This window comes from Leptospira barantonii, assembly GCF_002811925.1.
GTDB classification, from domain to species: domain Bacteria; phylum Spirochaetota; class Leptospiria; order Leptospirales; family Leptospiraceae; genus Leptospira; species Leptospira barantonii.
Map to the genome: position 1 here is coordinate 113,073 of NZ_NPDS01000010.1, position 16,482 is coordinate 129,554.

Below are 16,482 nucleotides of genomic sequence, written 5' to 3' on the forward strand. Positions count from 1 at the left end.
CGTTCAGCTAAAACGAATCGAACTGATAACGGTGGTGAGCTCGCTTACTAAATACGCGGGCGGCATCTCATCGCTGTTGTAGGTGAGCAATGTCATTCGTTTTTGATTGGCGATCATATAAACCATCCAGAAACGATCCTCTTTTACGAATTCGCAGGCCATGATCTTACTGCCTTCTTCGTTTTCAAAGGACGCGATCTTATCGTCTTCGAAGTCGATCTCGTGGGTTTTTAAATATCGTTCGAGTTCTTCCTTGAGATTGTAGTTGCCGGCCTTGTTTTCAAATGCGTAAACTTGAAGAGCGCCGCTTCCGTTTTCCTCGAAAAAAGCGGGAATTCCTTCAATGACCATGTGAACCCAATGCGCGGGAACTACCATAGAATACCAACCGTTGGGCGAAGTGTAGAGTTTGTATTCCGGGGTTTGAGGCATGAATTCTAAGATTCCTTTGCTACCAGATTCTTTTCTTGGATTTTTCGGGCAAGCAGCTTCTAATTCTTGACATTTCCCAAATTGCATTATTTTTTATTCTGTGATCGCCATTCTCAAGAATCGTAGAAGTCCTTTCTACTTAGCGACTACGTTTTTAATCCTTTTACTCTTCGCGTTGTTCGCTTCCACGCTCGCATTCATTTTCACCGGAGTTTTGATCTTAATTCTTCTGATCCATCCGCTTCTTCTAAACTGGATCGGAAAATTATACGGACAAGAAGACATCGCCGACGAGGTTCATTTCGCAAAAACAAAAGACGGATGGAACCTCGCGCTTCACAGACATATTCCTCCGCAACCGAATCGTCAACTGGCGCCTGTGTTGGTCGTTCACGGAATCGCGACGAATAAGTTCGTAGTCGATCTGGATCGAAGACATTCTCTTCCGTATTATCTGAAACTCAGAGGATACGAGGTGTATGCGGTTTCTCTGAGAGGATGTGGACGTTCTTATCACGAAAGTCCGACGCGTTACGAGGATTTTACGTTCGACGATATCGTGAAATACGACGTTCCCGCGATGATCGAGAAGGTGAAAAAAATCTCCGGCTCCGATCGAATTTCCTACGTGGGACATTCCATGGGAGCGATGATTCTATATTCTCATTTTTGCATGTCCGAACACAAAAAGGATACAAAGGACATCGCCGCCTTCGTATCGTTAGGCGGTCCGGGAAACCTGAATCATATCGGGATCACTTTGATCGGTCTTCTTTCGCGGTTTCCCCGCGCGAGAAAGATGTTGGATTTGAAATTCGGAGCTTCGATTTTGGCGCCGCTTGCGGGAGAATTGTATACGCCGATCGACGAAATTCTTTACAACCCGAAGGTGACTTCTTCCAAAACGGTGAAGAAGATCATGAAGAACGCGATCGAGAATATTTCGGACGGGGTCACCGAACAGTTTATGAACTGGATCGAAACCAAACGGATGCATTCTCTCAACGGCTTTTACGATTACGTGGAACTTCAAAAAAATATTTCGGTTCCTTCCTTGTTTATCGCGGGTGAAAAGGATGTGATCGCAACTCCCGATGCGGTTCGTTCCGTTTATGAAAACGCAAGTTCTAAGAAGAAAGAATTCAGAGTGATCTCCAAGGCCAACGGTTCCTCGGACGATTACGGTCACGCTTGTCTTGTGATGGGGGACCGGGCCGAAGACGACGTCTTTCAATACGTGGAATCCTTTTTGAAAAAACACGGACTTCGCACTCAACCCGGAATCGCGGCCAAGATTAAGGAAGGAATTCTTTCCACGTTTTCCCGATTTCGCAGATAGATTTTTCGTAAAATCTCCGTAAGTTTCTGTAAATCTTCCTAAATCTCCGGACTTCTCGGTCCATTCTCCCTTAAAAACTGCTGTGTTTTTAATAATTCTGATTTTTCTCTGCTTGTTTTGAAAGCATTTTATAATTCGAGGCTATTAAAATGCTCTTTATTCTTAAAAAAGGGGCAGAATTCTCCGCGTTTCACCTGGTACGTTTCTTGCATTAAGATATTGAAAGCAGAAGCGAATTCAAGGAGCCAATCCTTTCCTTGGAGTGCGGTATATGATAGATATAAAATTTGGTCAACGTAAGGTAGTCAGTTTTCGGGGAAGTCATAAGGTCGTCGGGGGCCTAACGGAAAAGAATAAGATCGATATTCTTCTCTACATCAGTAAAGAATTTTCTTCGGTGGATAAACACGAAGAACTTTACGAATCCGTAATCAACATTTGTAAGGACATCTTCGAGTGCGATAATACGACATTGAGAATCTGGGAGAAGGGGCTTCTCGTTCCGGTTCGTTATCTTATGGAAACGACTCCTCCGAGAAGAAGCGTTTCGGAAAACGAAGGTTATTCCGGTCACACGTTTAAAACGAAGTCCTCTTTGCTCGTTCAAAATCTCGCGTATCATCCCGAATACATCGACGAGGGAGAATCCACTCTTTCCGTTATGTGTGTTCCCATTCTTTACAAGGACGAGGTTCTCGGTACGATCGCGGTCGAATCCGAACACAGCTTTTTTTACATCGAAGACGATATCGAAATTCTCGAGGCGCTCGCGGCGCAACTCGCGTTGGCTTTGACCTCGGTTCGTTTGATCGAAGGTCTTGTGGAAGCGAACCAACGCGAAGCGTCGATTCTCAAACAACTCGAGTTCGATATGAAGATGGGTCGTAACGTTCAAAGTCAGATCATCAACACGAACATTTCTCCTTGGAACGGAATTCATTTCGGAACCTACTACGAACCGATGACCGAGGTTTCAGGGGATTACTTCGACGTTGTGCGTCACGGGAACGCCATCACGGTCATCATCGCGGACGTTTCCGGTCACGGGATTCCCGCGGCTCTGGTTACAATGTCGATTCATTATCAATTCAGACGATGTACTTCTCTCGGTTTGGGTCTTACCGAAACGTTAACCGAACTCGGCGAATCGATTCGTCCTCAACTTCCGGACGGAACGTATTTCACCGCGTTTATCCTGAGAATCTACGGAGACTATTCATATTCTTACGTGAACGGTGCGCATCAAAAACTGATTCATTTTAGAAACGATACCGGTGTGATCGACGAACTCGATTCCAACGGAGTTCCCATGGGAATTTTCGAAGTCAGCAGAAGCAACTTCGAAGAAAAACACGGACGTATCAATCCCGGCGATATTCTCATTCTTACCTCGGACGGAATCGTGGAACAAAAAAATCCGGAACGCCAAGAACTCGGCAACGCGCGCTTTTTGGATTGGGTTCGTCAGGAGAAAAAAACTCTCGAAGAGCAAAGAGATCGTATCTACGTCGCTGATCTTGTGGATTCTTTGATCTCCCGTTTCAAACGGTATAAAGGAGAAGCGAGAAACGGAGACGATATCTCCATCATGGCTCTTCAGTGTAATCCGCTTTTGAACAAGGCCAAATCGATGATGAACGTCGCCAAAACCGCGGCCCGCGAAAAGAACGATTCTCTCGCGTATGATAAGGCCTTGGACGTTTATTCTTTGGACGATTCGATCAAGGACAGCCTTCTTCTTTTGGGAAGAATGTATTACAGAGATCGTAACTTTCCGAAGGCGATTCAGTTCCTCGATAAGTTCGTAAAAACATCGGGAGAAGATTCGGCTTACATCCATTATCTGATCGGAAGAGCTTACTACGAAACGGATAATATCAACGAAGCGAAACGTTCTCTCAAACGTTCTCTTGCGATCGATCACACGTATTCAAAGGCGAGCCTTCGTCTTGCAAGATGTTATCTCAAGGAAAACCAAAGTCCGAAGGCGATCAAGGTTCTTCAGCAAGGAATCAAGAGCGCACCTACGAACGAATATCTAAAGATCTCTCTCAAGAAACTGGAAGATCTTATGCGTAAGAAAGACGATTCTTCTCCGGACGGAGAGGAAGATGCGAAATTAGCCGTTTAACCTCGGCACGATCTAAACAAAAAAAGGAGATTAGTTCTGCATGCGTTGGTATATTATTTTAATCCTCGCCTTGTTGACCACGGGACTCTTTGCCCAAGAAACACCCGTAACCGAAACCGTCGCTCCTACACCGGACCCCGCGATCACAGCGGTGAGCGATGACATTGCAACGTTAAGGTCCGAGATCAATTGGCTCTGGACTTGTATCGCCGCATTTATGGTCTTTTTTATGCAGGCCGGATTCGCTTACGTGGAAGCCGGTTTTACCCGCGCGAAAAACGTAGTGAACATCTTGATGAAGAACTTCATAGACTTTTGTCTGGGTTCCATCTTCTTTTGGTTGCTCGGATTTTCGATCATGTTCGGTCCTCAACTGTTTCCGGGTTTCGGAATCGGTATGCCCGGTCTTGCGGAGAATCTGATCGTTAAGGACGGAGTTCCCGACAAGTGGGGATTCGCATTCTTTATCTTTCAGATGGTGTTTGCCGGAACCGCCGCGACGATCGTTTCGGGTGCGATGGCGGAACGGACCAAGTTCGTTTCTTATATCGTCTTTTCGGTTTTGATGACCGCACTCGTATATCCGTTCTTCGGTAGTCTTGCTTGGGCGGGTCTTTGGGGACTCGGCAAAGGATTTTTAGAACAACAAGGTTTTATAGACTTTGCGGGTTCCACCGTGGTTCACTCGGTCGGAGGTTGGGCCGGTCTTGCGGGCGCTTTGATTCTCGGGCCTCGGATCGGTAAATACCAGGACGGAAAATTATTTCCGATTCTCGGTCACAACATGTCGATGGCCGCGCTTGGTGTTTTTATTCTTTGGTTTGGTTGGTTCGGATTCAATCCGGGTTCCACAACCTCGGTCAACGGAGGAAACTTCGCGGTGATCGCGGTGACTACGAATATGGCCGCGGTTTCCGGAGCCTTGGCTTCGATGATCGTCACTTGGATCATGTTCAAAAAACCTGATATAGGTCTTTCGTTAAACGGCGCGTTAGCCGGTCTTGTCGCGATCACGGCTCCTTGTGCGAACGTGAGTATTTCTTCAGCGGTGATCATCGGTTTTATCGCGGGAATTCTCGTGGTGTTAAGCGTGTTGTTCTTCGATAGAATTCACATCGACGATCCTGTCGGAGCGGTTTCCGTTCACGGCGTTTGCGGCGCTTGGGGAACTCTTGCGGCCGGCTTGTTCGCTCAGGAGAATTACGGCGGAGTCAACGGTCTCTTTTTCGGAGGAGAATTGAGCGTCGTTCTGACTCAGTTGACCGGAATCGGAATCGCGTTCGTTTGGTCCTTCGGTGTAAGTTCGATCATCTTTTTGGTTTTGAAATACACTCTCGGTCTTCGGGTTTCCGAGGATGAAGAAATCACCGGTTTGGATATTCTCGAACACGGAAACGAGGCGTATCCGATTTCTAAGTGAGAATGGAACGTTAAAGACGAAGTCGTTTTAGCGCCGGAAAGGGTTGTTTCCGGCGTTTATAATTACGTTGACGGAATCCTTTTCGGTCTCAGATTTGATGCATGAGCCACTTCTGCGGCCGAGTTTCCAAATTTTTTCTTTTAGCGATCGTCTTTTTTCTCGTTTCGAACTGCTTCGACTACGAGGAGACTCTCACGATCAATCACGATTTTTCTGGAACATTAGAAGTTTCTTATGTAGTTCCGACCCGCAGAAATTCGGACGAATCCCTTATTAAATTCTTACCCACTCAAAAAGACGAGATTTTGGGAAGATTGAATAAGGGATTTTTTTCCAAAAACGTTTCTCTCAAAGATTACACGTATCAAAAGATCGTAACTCCGGAAACCGATCCGAGTTTGTTCCGAGAAAAAGGAAAGGTCTACTACAAGGTAGAGTTTCAGGATCTTTCTCAGATCGAAGACGCGATGCTCGGTAAGGTTCAGATCCGTAAAAAGGGAAACACGATCTACGTCAAACGCGAAATCCCGACGATCAGCCGCGCGCCCGAAACGTTGAAGAAGGACGGAGAAAAGAAAATTTATTCCGAAACACTTCGATTGCTTCGTACAAGTTCCATTCTTTTTAAGGTGAATTTTCCGATCGCTTCCGTATGCAGATCGAACCGCGGAGATGTGAATCTCGGAAAACTCAGTTATCGTTTGCCGTTAGCGGAAACGATCGAAAAGACCGGGAACAATTCCTGGGATTATAGAATCACCGTAATCTACTGATCAGAAGAATGACCCCGCTTCACCGTTTGTTTCTCCGTTATAAACGGTTCCAAACGTTTGAAATGGATCTTGACAACTCTCCAATTTTATTTACCTTTAAAATATGGAATATAAGAATCGATTGAGTTCCGATCCCAACATAATGCTCGGTAAACCGGTTATCAAAGGAACACGGATTACCGTCGAGTTGGTTCTGGAAAGATTGGGAGAAGGAATGTCGATCGAAGACGTAATTGCCGCCACGCCCGGCATAACAAAAGAAGATATTCTCGCTTGTCTTTCCTATTCGAGTGACGTTATTTCCAGAGAAAGTTTGATTGCAAGTTAAGATTCTTGCTCATAAAGAAGAACCGCTTGGAATCGTTTTACTAAGATATCATCCGAAAGACTTTCAAAAAATTGCAAATACCCTTTTGAAGTTTCTGGATCAATTCGGTGCAAAATTATACGGGAAATTTGCGGTTTTGACCGCAACTAAAGTAAGAATCCGAGAAATTCATCTTTGAACCTGAAGCTATAGTTCCGTATCATTTTAAACCCCGATCCGATTTCGCTTTCAGCTTCAACAAGCCCGCAAGCTCCGGATCGATTCTTTTTAGATTTCCCGTTTTCGAGTTCACGCCCGCATAGATCAAAATCCCCGAACAGATCAAAACGTCTTCGCGAAAGACCGCGAGTTCCCAAAAAATTTTTACTCCGCTATAAGAACCCTTAACGAAAATATCGAGTTTCTCGTCGAAACGCGCCTGAGCCTTGTAATCGATCGAAGTATGAATGACGTGAAAGTCGATTTCGTGAGTGGAAACGGATTCTCCATACGGAAGACCGTTGGCGCGAAAGTATTCCGTGATCGCGACGTCGAAGTAGACGAGGTAATTCGCGTTGAATACGATTCCCTGCGGGTCCGATTCCGCATAACGCACTCTGAGAGTATGAAAAAATTCGAATTCTTCCCTTGAAATTTTAGAAGCCATCGATTCGTCGTCCTTGTTACTTGTATCACATCGTATCGCGTCCGATTCGATTCTTATCTCATTCCAATCTTACGCTGATCCAAAACTATAAAAGATTCAATTTTCTGCATTTATCACCGAAGAGTAAAAAACCTTTGCGATCCTCTTCGGTGACTTTGTAGTGAAGTTCGCGGGTGAGATATTCTCGGACCACGGGTTCCGGAAGTCTCGATTCGTGCGAAATGATTTCCTCTATATGAGAAATTCCATATTCCAAAGATTGAATGAAAATGGAATCATCCGCTTCCAATATTTTTTTACTCGCCCAAAGCGCGAAGATAAATCCTACACCGGTAAGTTCGTTCCACCATTGCGCGAGATCCTTGACCTCGTAAAAATCGGGATTCCATTTTGCGAGCAACGCATTGTCGCCGAAAAGCATATGAGATCCGATTCCGTTTTCGATTTGTTCCTGAATCAGTTTCGAATCCGTGGGCTTCACGTCCGGTACAACTCCGCTTTCTTCGTGAACCAGAACTCTCACCAAGGACATGCTCGTTTTCGAACCGTTGTCCGTAAGAATCAAACGGGGCGGAAATTCTTCCCTTTTGTTTTTAAAGAATAGAATGGATCTTACTTTTTCCCGAGCGCATACTCCGGTCGCGTAATACGTGTTGAGAATTTTTTCGTTGCGAAGACATTCTATGGAAGAGATCAAACCGAGATCGATTTCTCCGTTTAAAAGATAGTCTTTGAGTATCGCGGGATTGTCCGAAACGATTTCGTGTTTTTTATCTTGTTCGAATCCCCAGGTTAACGGTCTTGCGTTTAGGTGTTTAACGATTCCTATTTTCAACTGTGCTCTCTTTCTAAAAACTCTAATAAGATCGGATAATCCCGTTCGCCCATATAAAGAACCGCGAAATGATTTCCCGCGGGAACGGCGGCCCCTTCCAAAAAGAACAATTCCTCCCCGACTACGAAATAATGGATTTCCTGCGCGTCCAAAAACGATTTCACAATGGACAATAGGATCGGGTCCGAGGTTTCCCATCGTGCCGAAAAATCGTCTTCGTTTTCTTCTTGGTTTCTTTCAAAGGGTTCCATAGCGACTCGAAAAATATTGCGGTTGAATTCTATTTTTTATACCGTCTAATTTTATCAATGGTTTTCAACGAGAAAGTTACCATCTCTCTGAAATTGAACGACCTAACTATGGAGTACGAGGATCTACGAAACTATCTAAATTCGCATCTTGAAAAAAATCCAACGGGTATCGTATTGGATTTCTCCCAAATCGAAGTGATCTCCTCGGTCGCTCTCGGGATTCTGGTGGGATTTACCAATCGTGTTCGCGGTCTGGGAATCGAAGTGGAGGTGGAAAACGTTTCTCCTCGCCTGAAACAAATCCTTAGACTTGTATCTCTTGACAGAGTATTCGGCTCTATATAAACCATTCTATACTATGACAGAAAGCCAATTCGGGATGACATCGATTTCCGACGAGGAATTTCAATTTATCAAATCCCTCATGTATAAAGAAACCGGGATATTTCTCGCGGATCATAAGAAGATTATGGTTCAATCCAGACTCAACGGAAGGGCGAGGCATTTCGGTTTAAAAACCGTATCCGAATACATCGGAAGGTTGCGCGCCGATCACGGATTTTTCAACAGCGAACTTACGGAACTCATCAATCGAATCACCACGAACAAAACGGATTTCTATCGCGAGAATCATCACTTCGAATTTTTAAAAAGTACATTCTTTCCTTCGGTCGAAGAAAAGGCCGCGAAGAGCGGAAAGAAAATCCTGAGAATTTGGTCCAGCGCCTGTTCGACCGGAGAAGAACCTTATACGATCGCGATGACTTGTCTCGAATATTTCGCGTTCAAATCGGGATGGGATATTAAGATTTATGCATCCGATATCGACACGAACGTGATCAACACCGCTAAGGAAGGAATCTATCGCGAGGATCGTCTTCAACCCGTGGACGACAAACTCAAAAATAAATATTTTATCAAACACAAGGATCCGGAAAGGGGAGAATTGTCGTACGAGGCAAAACCGGAACTGAAAGCGCTGATCGATTTTAGAAAAGTGAATCTTTTGGAAACTCCATATCCGATTCCTGAGAAAATGGACTGTGTGTTTTGTAGAAACGTAATTATCTATTTCGATAAACAGACTCAGAAAAAAATATTCGAGAATTTTGAGAAGGTCTTAAAGGATCGCGGTCTTCTTGTGATCGGTCATTCGGAAACCTTGTTCGGAATTTCGGAAAGTTATAAGTTCCTCGGTCATACGATTTATCAGAAAAAACCGGTGATCTAAGCGGGGATCTGTCGGAGTTCCGACAAATTTTTTTGATGGCCCCCACCCGAGATTAGGTGGCGGTGGCGGGCCTTGTGGGAGTTTTTCCGGCAAAATTCCTAATATCAGAAAAATTGCATATAGTCAAGCGAATTTTAGACACACAGTTTGTAGGAACTCCTACAAAATCTTCTCTTCGAATCTTCTCCCACAAATCTCCCATATCACTTAAATTCTTCCCAGATACGAATCCATTCTTTCTGCATTTCGTAGGGTTCGTAGATTACAATTCTTGAATTTGCTAATACGTCTAAGAAGCCGGCTTCGTTCGGGAATCTCGGAACGATATGCGCGTGGATATGAGGAATCGAACCGCCGGAATTTTTTCCCAAGTTATAACCGACGTTGAAACCCTGAACGTTCCAAAGTTTTTTAAGAATCGAAATCGCCTTCACGGTTCCTTCGTGAATTTCCAGAGCCTCTTCTTGCGTGAGTTCCTCGTAGGAAAGAATATGACGTTTCGGAAAGATGATCAAATGTCCCGGATTGTATGGATAAAGATTCACCGAAACGATCGTAAGAGGAGTTTCCGAAACGGTGAGATTGGGAACGTCCGGATCCTTTCTACAAATTCCGCAAAGGATACAATCCACTTCGGGTCTTTTCCCTCTCGCATAATCCAACTTATGAATTGAAAAAAGATTTTTCCTAGGTTCGTCCCATTGCGTAGAATTCGATTCTTCCATTGACCCTAGAATAATCCCGCGCTCGTCCGTGTCAAAATAGAATCTCCTTGCAGGACCGGCACTTCGGAAAAGAATGGAACGAGATTGGAACCGGTTCATTATTCAGTTCAAGGAAACGATATTCTTCGAATATTTGCGGAGAATTTTTCCAAAGACGATTCCGTTTTATTCTTAGATGGAACCGCGGGAGAAGGCGGGCACAGCCTTCTCTTCTTAAAAGAATTTCCCAAATCCAAAGTTATACTCTGCGATCGGGATCCGGTCATGTTGTCCAGGGCTCGTGCAAGGCTCGCAGATTTCGAGGAAAGAGTGATTCCGATCGAAACGAATTTTTCGGACATCGATTCGAATCTTTTAAACAAACACGGAATCGCAGAAGCGCCCCAGGGAATTCTTTTGGATCTGGGGATTTCCACGTTTCATCTTTTTCATTCGGGAAGGGGATTCAGTTTTCGCGAAGCCGAACCGCTCGACATGAGGCTTACACCGGACGGCGGTTTGAGCGCCGAAGACGTAATCAACACGTATTCCAAAGATAGATTGATGCAGATCTTTTATACGTACGGAGAAGAACGTTGGTCCAAGAAGATCGCCGAGGTCATCGTAGAAAGAAGAAAACAAAATTCGATTTCTTATACTTCGGAGCTCGCCGATCTGATTTCCAAAATCATACCGCGCAAGTTTTGGCCCCCCGGAAGACATCCCGCGACTCGAATCTTTCAAGCGCTTCGTATCGAAGTCAATCAGGAGTTGGCTCATATCGAAAGAGGGCTCGATTCTCTTTTGAATCTTTTGCGTATGGGTGGAGTGATTCAAGTCATCTCCTTTCATTCTCTCGAAGATAGAATCGTAAAAAATTCTTTGCGAGACTATGCGAAACAAAACGGGTTCGAACTTCTCACCAAAAAACCGATTCTTCCCTCCGAAGAGGAAACAAGGGAGAATCCCGCTTCTCGTTCCGCAAAATTGAGAGTGCTTAGAAAAACGAAATCGGTCGATAAAAAATATAGAAAGGAAGATTTCGAGGAAGAGGAAGAATAGATGTCGTCGTTTTCCGCGTTTTTCAGTCGTCCCGTTTGGAAGGATCTCGGAATTTTATTTTGGAATCTGGGCAAGGTCGTTCTGTTTCTAAGTATATTCTTTCTTTATGTATGGCAGAACGTTCAAGTCGCAAGACTCAACCGAGAAATCGGAATCGCAACCGGCGAAAAAATAAAACAGATCAAAAAGAACGACGACTTAAAGATCGGAGTCGCCACTTATACGTCCGCAAGAAGAATCGAAACACTTTATAGAAAAACATACAACTATCTTCCCATCACTGTGGGGGATAGAATCATCACGTTGAATTTACCTCCCGAAAAGAACGAAGAAGAGAATGAAGTTAACCAGCCTTCTCCATAAATTTCCAGAACTCAAAATCGGATCTATTCCTTCGGGTAAGAATCCGGACACGATCGAGGTGGATTATATCCAATCCGATTCGAGAAGGGCGAACGAATCCGACATATTCTGCGTCGCCGATTCGATCGGCTTGAAAACGGAAGAATTTATAACGAACACAAAGGCTTCTTTGATTTTGTTAAGCGAAGACACGAAAAACGCCGTCGACAACGACGCGGGTACGAATTCGAACTTGCAAAATGAAACTTCGACTGCGACCGCAGGTTCGAACGATTCCACTTCGTCCTTTAAGATTTCTTCTTCCAAAACCGTTTTGAAATGCAAAGGCGATCCAGAACAACTCCAAGGTCAAATCGCATCCTTTCTGTTAGGTGATCCTTCCAAGGACTTGGAAATCGTCGCAGTCACTGGAACGAACGGAAAAACGTCGCTTACAAATATTCTTTATACGCTCGCAAAAGATCAGGGAAAAAACTGCGGACTCATCGGAACGATCGGAGTCAAGTTCGGAGACCGGTTGATCGACACGGGTTATACTACGCCGGACGCTTCCTCCTTAAATCTGATTCTAAAACAGATGAAAGACGCGGGTGTAACCACCGTTTTTATGGAAGCGAGTTCCCACGGACTCAAACTCGGAAGAATGAACGGGATTTCGATCCGCGCGGGAGTGTTCACCAATCTCACTCAGGATCATCTCGACTTTCATTCCGATATGAACGATTACTTCGAGAGCAAGTTCCGTTTGTTCGAAATTCTGGACAAATCCAAATCCCCGTTTGCGGTTTTGGATTACGCTTCTCCGGGCGGCCGGGATCTATATGAGAAAATTCTAAACAAGTTACCGGCTTTGTCCGTAAGCGCGTTAGACGGTCCTTCGAAAGAATGGGCTGTCGACGATCTTTCTCTGACGTTGCAGGGAACTTCTTATTCACTCGGGCTTTCTTCGGGGGTTTCCGCGGGAAACAAACGAAACGTTCGCACCAATCTTTTGGGTTCGTTTAACGTGCGTAATACGGCTCTCGCATTTATCACGGGCGCAGGTTTGGGGCTGAACGAGGAGAAGATGCTTTCTTCCTTGGAGAAAATTCCCCAGATCCCGGGAAGATTTCAGATCGTGTACAACAAGGATCGTTCTCGGATGGCGGTCGTGGATTACGCGCATACTCCGGACGCCCTCGAAAATATAATTCGAAGTGTGAGGGATTCGCGCCCGAAACGTCTGATCACCTTGTTCGGATGCGGGGGAGATCGGGACAGAACCAAACGTCCTAAGATGGCGCGTATCGCGGAGGAACTTTCGGATCAGGTCATTCTCACCTCGGACAACCCGAGAACCGAACAACCCGAAGCGATCTTGGACGAGATTCAAACCGGGTTTTCTCAGGGTTTTAAGCCGCTTTTACGCGAAGTCGATCGCGCGCGTGCGATCGCCGAGGGAGTTGCGGGTTTGCCGGAAGGCGGTTGTCTTCTTGTGGCGGGAAAAGGACACGAAGAATATCAGATCATCGGTAAGGAAAAACGTCGTTTCAGCGATGTGGAAGAAGTTCAAAAAGCGTTCGGCCTTTTTTAAAAATTCTCCGATACAAAAAAAGAACACTCCGTTTTTTTGAAAACAGGGCAGGCAAAATGTTTTATTATCTCTACGATCTTTACTTCAATCACTTGGATTCTCTTCGGATTTTCAGCTATGTTACCTTTCGCGCGTTGATGGCGGGTTTGACTTCCATGCTCGTTACGTTTTGGCTCGGACATAAGGTCATCGACTTTTTATACGGTTTGAAGTTCAGGGAATCGGTTCGGGACGACGGTCCTAAATCCCACGAAGCGAAGAAGGGAACGCCGACGATGGGCGGTCTTTTGATCATCGGTTCGCTTTTGTTTTCGGTTTTGCTCTGGGGTAATTTAAAGAATTTGAATGTTCTTATGCTCGCCGGATTTTCTCTTTGTTTTTCCGCCTTGGGTTTTGCGGACGATTATATGAAGTCCGTCAAAAAGATCAAGGGGGGGATGCGCGCGAGAACCAAGTTCGTTCTTTCGATTCTGATTTCTCTGGCTTTTTGTATATTATTCTTTTATTATACGGGTTTGACCCCGTTCGGACATTCCGGTAAAATTCCCTTTCATCTGACGGATTTGTTTTTCCCGTTCGTAAAAGGTCCCGTGATCGCGTTAGGCGTTCTTGCGATTCCTTTTTCCATCATCGTTATCATCGGTTCTTCGCACGCCGTAAATCTTACGGACGGTTTGGACGGACTCGCGACCGGAACCGTCGCGATCGCCGTGGTAACTCTCGGGATCATCGCGTATTTTTCCGGAACTCCGATCGTCGCGAATTATTTAAACATTCCGTATCTTCCCGGCGCTCACGAATATTCCGTTTTTCTTTCGGCTCTTGCGGGAGCTCTTTTGGGTTTTCTTTGGTTCAACGCGCATCCGGCTCAGGTGTTTATGGGTGATACGGGATCTCTCTTTTTGGGAGCGACTCTCGGGATGGTCGTCATTCTTTTGAAAAAGGAAATTCTACTTTTGATCTTGGGAGCGATCTTCGTAAGCGAGGCTCTTTCCGTGATCCTTCAAGTCGGTTCGTTTAAACTCACGGGCAAACGGATTTTTAAGATGGCGCCTTTGCATCATCACTTCGAGTTGGGCGGCGTGAAAGAAACCAAGATCGTGATCCGTTTTTGGATCATCGCGGTCATTCTTGCGATCATCTCCTTATCCACATTGAAAATTCAATGATCGATTTTCTCGCAAGAAAGTGGAGGGAGGTCTGGCTTCCGGGGAAGAATTCTCTGGATGTCCTTTTGATTCTTACGATCTTCATTCTTCTCTTCTTGGGACTTTGTGTGATGTATTCCTCTTCGAGCATAACGGCTTGGAGAGAATTTAAGGATTCCGAATACTTTCTAAAAAAACAGGCGATCTGGAGTTGTATCGGGCTCGTATTCTTCTTTTTCTTTTCCGCGTTTCCGTATCAGAAGCTCGAAAAACTCGCGTTAGTCGGAATGATCGTCGCAATCGGTCTTTTGATTTTGGTTTTTATTCCCGGAGTCGGTAAGTCGGTTTCCACGTATTACGGACGGAACTTTCATAGATGGATTGCGATCGGTCCGTATCAGTTGCAACCTTCCGAGATGGCGAAGGTCGCGGTTCTGATTTATCTCGCGTCCCTCTTTCAAAAGTTGAAGTTGGAATCCTCTCCCGATTACAAAAAACTTTTGATTCCCACGGCGCTTTTGTTGACGGTCATCGTTTTGATTCTTGTCGAACCCGCGTTTGGAACCACTCTTGAAATTCTGTTCGTCATTTTGGGTTTTATCTTTTTATTCGGATTTCCGTTTCGAAACCTACTCGTTGTGGGGATCGTTTCGCTTCCGTTGATCTACATTCTGATCGATCGTGTGGGTTATCGGAAAAAACGCGTGGAAGTCTGGCTCGATCCGTATCGGTATCGTTTCGACGAAGGACATCAGCTCGTAACGTCGTTTCGCGCGTTTCTGGACGGAGGTTGGTTCGGAAATAAATTGGCCTCGGGTTACGCACATAGATATCTAACATACAGTCATACGGACTTCGTATTAGCCACGTTTGTCGAAGATTTCGGCTTTCTCGGGTTCGCGACTTTTATTTTTCTCATAATTCTTTTGTTATTCCGAAGTTTTTATCTCGTCCAAAAGGTCAAAGATCCGTTCGGATTTTATTTGGGAGCGGGAATCCTGATCATCTTAGGAACGCAGTTCATCATCAACATGTTCGTCGTGACCGGAATTTTTCCGATCACCGGGATCAGTTTGCCGTTCGTGAGTTACGGAGGATCTTCCATTCTCATCGTGTTGATTTCTCTTGGAATTCTTGTCAATATTACGCGAAAGGAAAACCTGGGTCTATGAGATCGATCGTAATCGCGGCCGGCGGGACCGGCGGACATATTTCACCGGGTGTCGCCTTGGCGGAAGTATTGACCGAAATGAAGGAAAAAATCGGATTCGAAAATTTATATCTATATTCTCTCGTAAGAAATCGGAACAACCCGGATCTGGAACAGGCTCCTTGTCCGGTTCTATGGCACAACCTTCCTCCGCTTTCGAGCAACATTCTGCTGTTTCCTTTTCGCTATACGTATCAAATACTCAAGACTTTTCTTTTATTCAAAAGATTGAATGTGGATGTCGTCATCGGAATGGGCGGTTATTCCACCGTGTCTTCCATTCTTTACGGAATCGTTTTCAGAAAGAAGGTTTATCTCTGCGAACAGAACACGGTTCCCGGAAACGTAAACCGTTTGTTTTTCCGTTTTACAAACAAGGCCGCTTTCAGTTTTCCACCGAAGAATTCGGCGATCCCGTGCGATTATCAAGTTCTTGGAAACCCTCTTCGTAAAAAGACGATTCCGAAGATGTCCTTAAAGTTTTCCGAAAAATACGACACAAAAAAGAAAAAACAATTCAACGTTCTTGTGATGGGCGGAAGCCAAGGCGCGAGACAAATCAACAACATCGTGGTCGCGTTGATGGGTCACGAAGAGATCAATACCCAGTTTAGATTCCGGGTCCTCACCGGTTCCGCTTTGTATGAAGAGGTTTCTCAAAAAACCAAAAAAGACGCCGAGCTCATTTCTTATTCGGACAATATGAAAGAACACTACGAATGGGCCAACTTCGTGATCGCACGTTCCGGTTCGGGAGTTCTTTCCGAATGCGCCGCATTCGCTTTGCCGATGATTCTGATCCCTTATCCGTATGCGAAGGACGATCATCAGATGGCCAACGCGAAATACTTCGAAATGAACGGAGCCGCGGTCGTAATCGATCAAAAGGACGAGGACGAATCCCATCTTTTTAGGATTTTGGATCAAATGGCGAATAACGTGAATTTGTTAAACGACATGTCCATCAGTTCGCTTCAGTGTTCCCACGTGGAAGCGTCCAAAGACACCGCGAAATATTTTTTCTCCCTCGATTGAA

Annotated in this window: 19 protein-coding genes; 14 read left to right on the forward strand and 5 right to left on the reverse strand. The window is 45.1% G+C overall.

All coding sequences use genetic code 11. The features are described 5' to 3' along the window. Positions 1-3 precede the first annotated feature (3 nt). Positions 4-519 carry a hypothetical protein gene (locus CH367_RS19365; RefSeq protein WP_100764148.1) on the reverse strand — a complete coding sequence of 172 codons (516 nt, stop codon included), beginning with the start codon at positions 517-519 and terminating at the stop codon, positions 4-6. A gap of 13 nt (positions 520-532) precedes the next feature. Between CH367_RS19365 and CH367_RS19370 the strand changes: the two genes are divergently transcribed. From CH367_RS19370 to CH367_RS19395, 6 genes are all read left to right on the forward strand, one after another. Next, positions 533-1,771, forward strand: coding sequence for an alpha/beta hydrolase (locus tag CH367_RS19370; protein ID WP_100764149.1), 1,239 nt, complete (start codon positions 533-535; stop codon positions 1,769-1,771). A 271-nt stretch (positions 1,772-2,042) separates the two neighbouring features. Beyond that, a complete protein-coding gene (locus CH367_RS19375; protein WP_100764150.1) occupies positions 2,043-3,902 on the forward strand; it encodes a SpoIIE family protein phosphatase in 1,860 nt (619 codons plus the stop codon). 40 nt (positions 3,903-3,942) lie between these two features. Then, positions 3,943-5,322: an ammonium transporter gene (locus CH367_RS19380; RefSeq protein WP_100764151.1), complete on the forward strand. Its 1,380-nt coding sequence runs from the start codon at positions 3,943-3,945 to the stop codon at positions 5,320-5,322. A 101-nt stretch (positions 5,323-5,423) separates the two neighbouring features. Next, entirely contained in the window at positions 5,424-6,095 is a 672-nt protein-coding gene (locus CH367_RS19385; RefSeq protein ID WP_100764152.1) for an LIC11874 family lipoprotein, read from the forward strand. Positions 6,096-6,198: 103 nt separating this feature from the next. Next, entirely contained in the window at positions 6,199-6,423 is a 225-nt protein-coding gene (locus tag CH367_RS19390; RefSeq protein ID WP_100764153.1) for a DUF433 domain-containing protein, read from the forward strand. After that, positions 6,413-6,601, forward strand: a complete 189-nt coding sequence (locus CH367_RS19395; protein ID WP_100764154.1) for a hypothetical protein — start codon at positions 6,413-6,415, stop codon at positions 6,599-6,601. The genes CH367_RS19390 and CH367_RS19395 overlap by 11 nt, the downstream gene beginning before the upstream one ends. A gap of 21 nt (positions 6,602-6,622) precedes the next feature. Here CH367_RS19395 and CH367_RS19400 read toward each other — a convergent pair whose 3' ends face one another. From CH367_RS19400 to CH367_RS19410, 3 genes are all read right to left on the reverse strand, one after another. Beyond that, positions 6,623-7,069 carry an acyl-CoA thioesterase gene (locus tag CH367_RS19400; protein ID WP_100764155.1) on the reverse strand — a complete coding sequence of 149 codons (447 nt, stop codon included), beginning with the start codon at positions 7,067-7,069 and terminating at the stop codon, positions 6,623-6,625. 85 nt (positions 7,070-7,154) lie between these two features. Then, positions 7,155-7,904: a menaquinone biosynthetic enzyme MqnA/MqnD family protein gene (locus tag CH367_RS19405; protein WP_100764156.1), complete on the reverse strand. Its 750-nt coding sequence runs from the start codon at positions 7,902-7,904 to the stop codon at positions 7,155-7,157. Next, positions 7,901-8,155: a putative signal transducing protein gene (locus CH367_RS19410; RefSeq protein WP_100764157.1), complete on the reverse strand. Its 255-nt coding sequence runs from the start codon at positions 8,153-8,155 to the stop codon at positions 7,901-7,903. Before CH367_RS19410 ends, CH367_RS19405 begins: the two co-directional genes overlap by 4 nt. Before the next feature lie 174 nt (positions 8,156-8,329). Here CH367_RS19410 and CH367_RS21035 point away from each other — a divergent pair, with 174 nt between their 5' ends. Next, positions 8,330-8,500, forward strand: a complete 171-nt coding sequence (locus tag CH367_RS21035; RefSeq protein ID WP_244284646.1) for an STAS domain-containing protein — start codon at positions 8,330-8,332, stop codon at positions 8,498-8,500. A gap of 13 nt (positions 8,501-8,513) precedes the next feature. Then, positions 8,514-9,386, forward strand: coding sequence for a CheR family methyltransferase (locus CH367_RS19420; RefSeq protein ID WP_100764158.1), 873 nt, complete (start codon positions 8,514-8,516; stop codon positions 9,384-9,386). Between the two features lie 203 nt (positions 9,387-9,589). Here CH367_RS19420 and CH367_RS19425 read toward each other — a convergent pair whose 3' ends face one another. Next, complete coding sequence (locus CH367_RS19425) at positions 9,590-10,111, reverse strand: HIT family protein (RefSeq protein ID WP_100764159.1); 522 nt, start codon at positions 10,109-10,111, stop codon at positions 9,590-9,592. 84 nt (positions 10,112-10,195) lie between these two features. Here CH367_RS19425 and rsmH point away from each other — a divergent pair, with 84 nt between their 5' ends. Genes rsmH through CH367_RS19455 form a run of 6 tightly spaced genes read left to right on the forward strand, consistent with a single transcriptional unit; the run spans position 10,196 to position 16,481 of the window. After that, on the forward strand, positions 10,196-11,152 hold the full coding sequence (rsmH, locus tag CH367_RS19430; protein ID WP_165783346.1) for a 16S rRNA (cytosine(1402)-N(4))-methyltransferase RsmH: 957 nt from the start codon (positions 10,196-10,198) through the stop codon (positions 11,150-11,152). Further along, complete coding sequence (locus CH367_RS19435) at positions 11,153-11,515, forward strand: FtsB/FtsL family cell division protein (RefSeq protein WP_100764161.1); 363 nt, start codon at positions 11,153-11,155, stop codon at positions 11,513-11,515. Continuing rightward, positions 11,490-13,088, forward strand: coding sequence for a UDP-N-acetylmuramoyl-L-alanyl-D-glutamate--2,6-diaminopimelate ligase (locus CH367_RS19440; RefSeq protein ID WP_100764162.1), 1,599 nt, complete (start codon positions 11,490-11,492; stop codon positions 13,086-13,088). The genes CH367_RS19435 and CH367_RS19440 overlap by 26 nt, the downstream gene beginning before the upstream one ends. Before the next feature lie 56 nt (positions 13,089-13,144). Further along, positions 13,145-14,257, forward strand: a complete 1,113-nt coding sequence (gene mraY / locus CH367_RS19445) for a phospho-N-acetylmuramoyl-pentapeptide-transferase (protein WP_100764163.1) — start codon at positions 13,145-13,147, stop codon at positions 14,255-14,257. Continuing rightward, positions 14,254-15,408 carry an FtsW/RodA/SpoVE family cell cycle protein gene (locus CH367_RS19450; protein WP_100764164.1) on the forward strand — a complete coding sequence of 385 codons (1,155 nt, stop codon included), beginning with the start codon at positions 14,254-14,256 and terminating at the stop codon, positions 15,406-15,408. Before mraY ends, CH367_RS19450 begins: the two co-directional genes overlap by 4 nt. Further along, the gene (locus tag CH367_RS19455; RefSeq protein ID WP_100764165.1) at positions 15,405-16,481 is read left to right on the forward strand and encodes a UDP-N-acetylglucosamine--N-acetylmuramyl-(pentapeptide) pyrophosphoryl-undecaprenol N-acetylglucosamine transferase; all 1,077 of its coding nucleotides are present in this window, start codon (positions 15,405-15,407) and stop codon (positions 16,479-16,481) included. Before CH367_RS19450 ends, CH367_RS19455 begins: the two co-directional genes overlap by 4 nt. Position 16,482 lies beyond the last annotated feature (1 nt).